The organism is Cryobacterium sp. RTC2.1 (genome assembly GCF_035018685.1).
GTDB classification, from domain to species: Bacteria; Actinomycetota; Actinomycetes; order Actinomycetales; family Microbacteriaceae; genus Cryobacterium; species Cryobacterium glucosi.
This window is the reverse complement of sequence record NZ_JASJXJ010000170.1, coordinates 1-7,565: the sequence shown is the minus strand read 5'-3', so window position 1 is coordinate 7,565 and position 7,565 is coordinate 1. Positions and strand designations below refer to the sequence as shown.

Here is a 7,565-nt window from a genome sequence, read left to right as displayed (position 1 = left end):
GGTGTCGCCGAGGGCGCCCAGGTACGAGGTCACCGAGTCGTGGGCGAGGAAGACGTCCTGCACGCCGAGCCCGTGGGTAAGGTGGCGGAGTTCGGCGGCGTCGGCGTCGGACTGCGTGAAACCGGAGATGCCGGCGCTCAGGGTACGAATGCCAAGGTCGTCGGAGAGCCCGCTTTCGGTCGCGGCGACGGCCTTGACGACATCGGCGAGCTGGGGCATCAGCGCCCGGTCGGTGCGAATGCCGGCGAAGTCGAACGTGTCGTGGCGTCCGTCGGCCGAGCGGAGCAGGGCGCGGATGCCGGTCTGGCCGGCATCAATGGTGAGGGAGCGGGATACGTCGGTCATCGCGGGGCGTCCTTGGTCGTGGGGGCGAATCGAAACTGCGGTGCGACCAGCGAGGGTGTCGGTGCACAGTCCCTATCATTCCGTGTTGCCGTGCCCGGAGGGCAGTCCCCGCACGGCCAGTCCCGGAGCCGGACCTCGCAGACGGGCGTGCGCGCGACTCCGGGGTCGGCTAGCCTTCTGGTATCGCCGGTCCAACAGCCGGCCTCTGGGGGGAGAAATGTTGAACAACCTGACGGTCTGGCACGTGTTGATTCTGGTTGGCGGCTTCGTGGTGATGGCGGCTATCGCTGTGGCCATCATCGTCATCGCCATCCGGCTCGCGCGCCGCAAGTAGTTCGCTGTCAGCAGCCGGGGCCGGACGGGTTGGCCGTGCAGTCCTGGCCGACGAGGACCGTCGAGGCCGTGCTGACGACGACCGCGATCGGGGGCGCCGCGATCGTGAGCGTGCCCTGCACCGGACGCCACGGCTGACCGCCGGCGCGGTACTCAGCCGAGTACACGACCGACAGCACCACGGTGTGCCGGCCCGTTGACCTGAAGACGTGGCTGGTTGCGGTGTTCGAGAACTCCGGCACGCCGAGGGCGGCCCAGCTCGCGCCACCCGTCGCGGAGGCGATGGCCGCGCCGTCGCCGAGGTCCCAGTGGAACCGTGTCGGCGTGAAACGCACCTCGGCGGCGAACCCGAGCAACAGGCCCGTGCGCACATGCACGGATGCCTGGGCCAGGAAATTCGCCGGGAGCCCGGTGATCGCCCAGCCGTTGGGCTCCATGCCCTGGCCGGGTGCTGCCGCCGGGAAATTGACGAGATCACTGATGCGGACCACGAGATTCGGGTCGCAGAGCGGGCAGTTGACGGCGAACCCGTCCCGCACGAATGGCAGCCCCACAGTCGGTGTCGGGGTCGAGCCCGGAGCGCCCGCGCCACCCGTCCCGCTTGCACTACCCGTGCCGCCAGCCGTTCCCGAAGCAGCGCCGCCGGGTCCCGACCCCGAGTCGAACCCCGTCGACAAGTCCACGCCCCGGCCGTTCACGACCCCAGTGACCGGTGGTGGGGGCTCACAAGTGCCGTTGAAACTCTCCCAAGTCGAACAAAGTGATTGGTCAGTCGCGCTGAAGCTCAATCCGGTTGCCAGACCGGAGGATAGGAGTGGTATCAGCAGAAATTCGAGCCACGCCATGATTCCGATTTCTGGACGATTAGATGATGTTGCGGGGAGTCCGTAGCGAATGTGATTTCGAGGGGGTAGCGCTCGGCAACTCTCGATGGGACCGTGCTTGTTCCCAGCGCGTCGACAACGTCAGCCCCAGAATTGTCCAGGCACAAGTACGCAACGACACTGCCTGAATGCAGGTCTGCTGATTGGAGGGTCAGCGAATCGAACTGAAATTCGCCAACTCCGTGCTCACCCCGAGCCGCCAGGTCTTGAAGCGACTTAATCTCGGCCGAGAGCGCTTCGCCGGTTAGGACAGCAGCCATACGCTCAGGCGACTTCCCACCCTCGTGACCGACCGTTGTCGACAGCGCCAGATATGCGGCGTAGGCGGTTCGCGCGGCCTCAAGGGCGTCGGCCTCTGAGGCGAAAGCGGCTGCATCCGCTGTCGGAGACGCGGACGGGCTCGCGAACGGCGCCGGCGACGACGCGCACCCGGACAGGGCGATCAGACCGGCTACGGACACGGCGGCGCACAGGGTCGTCGTCGCCAGTCGGTACCTCGCGCGGATCCGCATGCGGTCACGTTAGAACACTTGGGGACATCCCGCTCGAGTTATCCACAGGGCAAGCAGACGCGTGCTTAGAGGATGCGCTCCTCGAGCCAGGCGGCCTGCCGCAGCCAGTGGTGCCCGGATCCGCCCTCGTGCTGGTTGAACGGGTAGACCTTCGATGTCCGCCTCGCCCGCGTAGTGGTTGAGGGCGGCGAAGACCGTCGACGGCGGGCAGACCGGGTCCATCAGGGCGACGGAGAAGAGGGCGGGAGCGGTCGCGCGCTTGGCGAAGTTCACGCCGTCGAAGTAGGAAAGAGTCGTGAAGGTTTGCTCGACGAGGTCGCGGTGCACCGAGAGGTACCGCACGATCTCCTGGTACGGGTCCCCGTCGGTGATCTCGACGGCCCGCTCGAAGTGGCAGAGGAACGGCACCTCGGGCATGACCCCGATGAGCCCCTCGCTGAGGCCAGCGGCCGCGAGCGCGATGCCGCCGCCCTGGCTGCCGCCGCACACCGCAACGCGGGTCGGGTCGACCCGGTCGATCGTGCGCACGGCGTCGATCGCGCGCGCGGCATCCGTGAAGACCCGGCGGTAGTAGTAGTCGTGCGGCCGCTCGATCCCGCGGGTCACGAACCCGGGGGCGGACGGCCCGGTGCCGTTCGGGTCGGGTGTCTCGCCGCCGGAGCCCCAGACGCTGCCCTGGCCCCGCGTGTCCATGAACAGGTAGGCATAGCCGGCCGTCACCCACGCGAGGTTCTCGTGCGGGAGTCCGCGGCCTCCGCCGTAGCCGTTGTACTCGACGACGGCCGGCAGCGGGCCGGTCGTGCCCGCCGGCACCAGGAACCAGGCGCGCACGGGCTGTCCCGCGAAACCGTTGAAGGTCATGTCGTAGACCTCGACCTGGCTGAGCGGGGAGTCGACCCGGGTCAAGTGCGGTTCGTCGGGAAAACGGCGGGCGTCCGCGAGGGTGTCCTCCCAGAATTCGTCGAAGTCGTCCGGCTCAGCGACGACCGGCCGGTAGTCGCGGAGCTCGGGCAGGCTGAGGTCGTAGCGGGACACAGAGAGCCTTTCGGTGAGGCACGGATGCGACCGGCCGCGCAGACACCTCGGCGACGATCGATCTCGTCCCCAGCCTAGTGTTGGCGCACTCCGCTCAACTCCGGCCCGCTGCCCGCTTCTTGTAATAATCCCGCCAGATCAGGCGGTGGATCGGAATCCACCGCGGGATGTCCCGCAGGCCAGGGATGAAGGGCACGAGCGTCAGCAGCACACTCAGCACGAGCATCAGGAGCACGACGAGCAGGTCGGCGTTGGGGGCGGAGGCGAACGGCTCGATCTGGTACCAGAAGGAGAACAGCCACAGCCACGACTGACCGGGGGTGTTCCCGGTCTCGTTCATCATGCCCCACTGGTCGCCGGTGAGATGCGCCGCGGTCGCGAGGTCACCGAAGTAGGCTCCGTCGCCGAGGAACAGGATCGTGCGGGTGTAGTCGGAGTTGTAGAACGACTCCTGGGCGTTCAGCACGCCGTCGAGGGCGCCCTGGCTTGCCATTGTGAGGAGCGCATCCGTCAGGACCGGCACCGGGCCGTAGTCGCCGGTGGCGACCTGGGCCGGGTCGCCATCGGGGGCGTTCGTGAGGGCATCCGTGTATGCGGCGGTCCAGTCGGCCTTCTCGGTGTCACTCCCGGCGTTCCACGCGTCGAGAGCGGCGCTCGGCGGAGCGTTGAGGGTCGTCAGCGGGGTGATCACGAGGTCCTGGGCCGTATCGATCGGCAGCTGCACGCCGGAGAAGCTCTGCAGGTCGAATGCCCCGATGGTCTGGGTCGCGTCGGCGGTGGTGTTGTACGGCGGGCCGTAACCGGCGGTCTCGCTCGTGCCGCCGAGCTCGGCGGTCGCGGTGGCCACGAAGTCGGCGGGCTGGGCCTGGGCCCAGGACTTGAGGGTCACGCTCGGTTCGTCGGGCGAGCCGACGATCGCCGAGAGACCGACGATCACGAGCCCGACGACGACGAGGGCGACCGTGAGTTCCTTGAAGAGGTCGTACTCGCGCACGGTTCCGCGCCACGGGCGGCGGGCGAGGCCATCCCGGTCGGAACGGGACATCGTCGAGGCGCTCATCGGGTCGCCTCCGTCCGGTCCGTGCCGCTCAGCTGGGCGTCGGTTTCCGCCGCGTCGATCGGGGGGACGACCCCGTGCATCCGCACCAGGATCACGTGCAGCGCGACGACGGCTCCGACGGCGAGGGGAAGCAATACGATGTGGAACCCGAAGATCTGGCCGAGGTTGGCCACGTTGAACCACGCGCCGATGCCGGAGGCGTTGAGCGCATCCTTGCCCTCGAAGGCGATCCACTGGGAGTCGAAGTTGGTCTGCAGCAGGTATCCGGTGAACGCCGCGACGATCGAGACGAGGAAGGCGCCCATCCCGGTGATCCAGGTGAGGGTGCGCCCACCGCGCCAGGCGGCCATCCAGTACTTGCCCCAGAGATGCACGACCATCGTCATGAAGAAGAGCTCGACGCTCCAGAGGTGCACGCTGTTCACGAAGTGTCCGAAGTCGGAGACGTGGTACCAGGCCGGGCCGTTCAGGCTCAGCACGACGCCGGAGACCACGATGAAGACGAGCGAGACGATCGCGCCCATTCCGAAGACGTAGATCCAGGATGCGACGTAGCTCGGTTGGTCCTGCGGCAGTAGCTTGTCGGCGGGCAGGTGCTTCAGCAGCCAGCCCCTGGCCTTCCCTGTCCAGGTGTAGTACTCCTCGACCGGTTCGGTCTTCCGTTCCTCACGGATGCTCATGGCCGTTTCTTCCCGCTCGGGAACGGCAGGAAGAGGGCCAGCACGAACAGCAGGATCATCACGAGGATCACGATGAGGTTGCCGAGCTGGATCTGGAAGGCACCAAAGCCGAGATAGATGCCCGGACTGTCCTGGGCTGCAAAATAGCTGATGAGCGGATGCATTACGGCTCCATTGCTCGGGATATCGGCCAGCCGTTGGGTGAATCCGAGCGGCTATGCCCCGATGGACCTCACGCTATTCCCGTTCGGCCGGAATCGCTCATCATTGGTCGCGGAAATGCCCTGAGACTCCGTTCAGGAACGCGCACCTGAGGACGGAGCGCGCACGCCCGTACTGTGTGCTCAGGCCGCCGACGCGGCGCCGAGCTCGGCGCGGAGGGACCAGTCCTGTCCCTCGAGGATGATCTGGGCGCAGCGGCCGGTCGTCGAGTTCACGACGATCGGCGCCATCAGGTTGACGGTCGTCCCGCCTTCGCGCGGGTTGGTCACGACGAGCACGAGAGCCTCATCGGCGCCGGCAAGGTCGAGGGAGCTGGCGTGCTCGTCGGTGATGACGGGGGAGTAGTCCGGCAGATAGATCGAGGCGTCGAGCACGAAGAGCCGGGTATGCCGGTCCTCGGCGGACTGCAACGTGTACAGGCCGTCGGCTCCGGCGATCTCGGTGAGATCGAACTCGGTCAGCGGCGCGAGGCCGGGCGGTGGGGAGACGAATGTCAGGGAGGCGCTCACTGGAGGAAGTCCATCAGGGTGTGCTGCAATACCTTCGCGGTCACGGAGAGTGCAGCCTGGTAGCTGACCTCCTGGAGTTTGAGATCAAGGGCGGCCTGGGCGAGGTCCACGTCTTCGATCCCGGATCGTTGGGCCTCGAGCGTTCCGGCCTTGGTGACGAGGCCGGCGCCGGCGCTCTCGATCTGCGCCTGTCGTACGCCGTTGTCCGACTGCGCGGCGATGACCGTGGTCAGTCGGGTGTCGACGGTCGCGAGGTAGTCGCTCGCGGTCGCCGTCGGGGTCGCCCCGGCGGTTCCGGTCGTGGGGTCGAGGGCGTAGCTGATGTTGTCGATGAGAGTGAATACCGAATTCGTGTCGGGCCCGTAGATCTTCGATCCGTTGGAATCGACGCGGACGGTCGAGTCCGCGGCGACGCGGCGCTCGACGGTCGAACCAGAGGTGCCCGTGTAGGTCACCGTCGCCGGAATCGCCGGGGTCGCCCCGTTCGCCGGGATCGCCGCGGTCGTCTTGAAGGCCACGGCCTCGTCCGAGGTTCCGGCGAAGACGCTGCGACCGAGGTACTGGGTGTTCGCCTGGGTGAGCAGGTCCTGCTTGAGCCCCTGCAGCTGCGTGGCGAGGGCGCTCTTCGCGGTCTGCGAGAGCGAGCCGTTGCCGCCCTGCACGGTCAGGTCGCGCACCTGGTTCATGATGTTCGTGGTGGCGGAGAGCGCGGCATCCGCTGTCGTCAGCCAGCCGGTGCCATTGTCGACGTTGCGGGTGTACTGGGCGACCGCGGTCTGCTGGGCGCGCACCGCGAGCGAATCCGCGGCGCGCGCCGGGTCGTCTGAGGGGTTCTTCAGCGTCGTGAGCGAGGAGGCCTGCTCCTGCAGTTGGGTGAGCCTCGCGAGGTTGCTCTGCAGGCTGGTCTGTGCGGCGCGAATCTGGGTCTGGGTGGTGACACGGGAGATCATTATCAGCGGCCCACCAATCCGGTCTTGTTGATGAGCACGTCGAGCATCTCGTCGACGGCGGTCATGACGCGGGCGGCGCCCTGGTACGCGTGCTGGAACATCAGAAGGCTCACGTTCTCTTCGTCGAGGTCGACGGATGCGTTGGACAGCTGGGCCTTGACCGCTGCGGTCGACGTGATGTCGGCCAGGGACGCGCCCTGGAGCTCGGACTTCGTGGTCACCGCGAGGCGGGTCACGACATTGGACCAGTCCGCGCTCGGTGAGGTGAAGGGGAGGTTCGTCGCGGGGTCGATGGCGGTGGCCTTGCCCGCGCCCAACTGCGAGACGGCGTCGGCGATCGTGCCGGCCGAGGTCACGGTGGTGGATCCGGTTGCGGCTGCAGCGGCGGTTACCGCGGCCCCGGCTGCGGTCAGCGCCGCCGAGAGGTCGGTTGCCGTCTTCGGCAGGACGCTCAGGCCGAGGGCAGCTGCCCCGGTGGTCGAGACTGTGAAGAAATTCCCGCCGGGAGTCGACGTGGGGTTGAAGACGGCGTTGACGCTCGTGGCGAGTGACGTCGCGAAGGCGTTGTAGGTGGCCGCGACGTCGGCGAGGGTCGATCCGGTTCCCTGGCCGTTCGCGTCGATGGTCGCCGGGCCGAGCAGCGAGAGCGCTCCGGCGAGTTCGCCGCCGTCGACCGAGACGGCCGTCGGCGGGGTCTTGCCGAGATCCCTGGTCCAGACGACCTGCACGGTGCCGGCCGTTCCGGTATTGGCTCCGGTTCCCGTCATCGAGGTGGCTCCGACGGCCGTCAGGCTCTGGGCCTGATCGCCGCTGACAAGGGCGTTCCCGCCGACGAAGATGCTGACCGTGCCGTCGGTCTGTTCGGAGACGACGCCGCCGGTGAGGGCGGCGATGGTCGTGGTGAGCGCGCTGCGCTTGTCGAGGAGTTCGTTGGCGGAGCCGCCCGCCGCGACCGTCATCCGGATCTGGGAGTTGAGTCCGGCGACCTGCGTGGCCGCGGCATTCACCTCGGAGACCATCGAAGTGACGCTCGAA

At 67.7% G+C, this 7,565-nt stretch carries 7 protein-coding genes and 2 pseudogenes; all 9 read right to left on the bottom strand.

From position 1 onward, the window contains the following. Positions 1 to 345 (bottom strand): annotated as a pseudogene (locus QN357_RS16385) (hypothetical protein); the annotation flags it as partial. 341 nt (positions 346 to 686) lie between these two features. Further along, a complete protein-coding gene (locus tag QN357_RS16380; protein WP_322135991.1) occupies positions 687 to 1,232 on the bottom strand; it encodes a hypothetical protein in 546 nt (181 codons plus the stop codon). Positions 1,233 to 2,139: 907 nt separating this feature from the next. Next, positions 2,140 to 3,109: pseudogene (locus QN357_RS16375) on the bottom strand (acetylxylan esterase). 94 nt (positions 3,110 to 3,203) lie between these two features. After that, entirely contained in the window at positions 3,204 to 4,169 is a 966-nt protein-coding gene (locus tag QN357_RS16370) for a hypothetical protein (protein ID WP_322135990.1), read from the bottom strand. After that, positions 4,166 to 4,849, bottom strand: coding sequence for a cytochrome b N-terminal domain-containing protein (locus QN357_RS16365; protein ID WP_134448939.1), 684 nt, complete (start codon positions 4,847 to 4,849; stop codon positions 4,166 to 4,168). Before QN357_RS16365 ends, QN357_RS16370 begins: the two co-directional genes overlap by 4 nt. Next, entirely contained in the window at positions 4,846 to 5,013 is a 168-nt protein-coding gene (locus QN357_RS16360; protein WP_166787363.1) for a hypothetical protein, read from the bottom strand. Before QN357_RS16360 ends, QN357_RS16365 begins: the two co-directional genes overlap by 4 nt. A gap of 180 nt (positions 5,014 to 5,193) precedes the next feature. Continuing rightward, the gene (locus tag QN357_RS16355; RefSeq protein ID WP_134448940.1) at positions 5,194 to 5,580 is read right to left on the bottom strand and encodes a flagellar assembly protein FliW; all 387 of its coding nucleotides are present in this window, start codon (positions 5,578 to 5,580) and stop codon (positions 5,194 to 5,196) included. Next, entirely contained in the window at positions 5,577 to 6,530 is a 954-nt protein-coding gene (flgL, locus tag QN357_RS16350) for a flagellar hook-associated protein FlgL (protein WP_134561253.1), read from the bottom strand. Before flgL ends, QN357_RS16355 begins: the two co-directional genes overlap by 4 nt. A gap of 2 nt (positions 6,531 to 6,532) precedes the next feature. Further along, a partial coding sequence (locus QN357_RS16345; RefSeq protein ID WP_323505211.1) for a FlgK family flagellar hook-associated protein occupies positions 6,533 to 7,565 on the bottom strand: 1,033 nt, incomplete at its 5' end.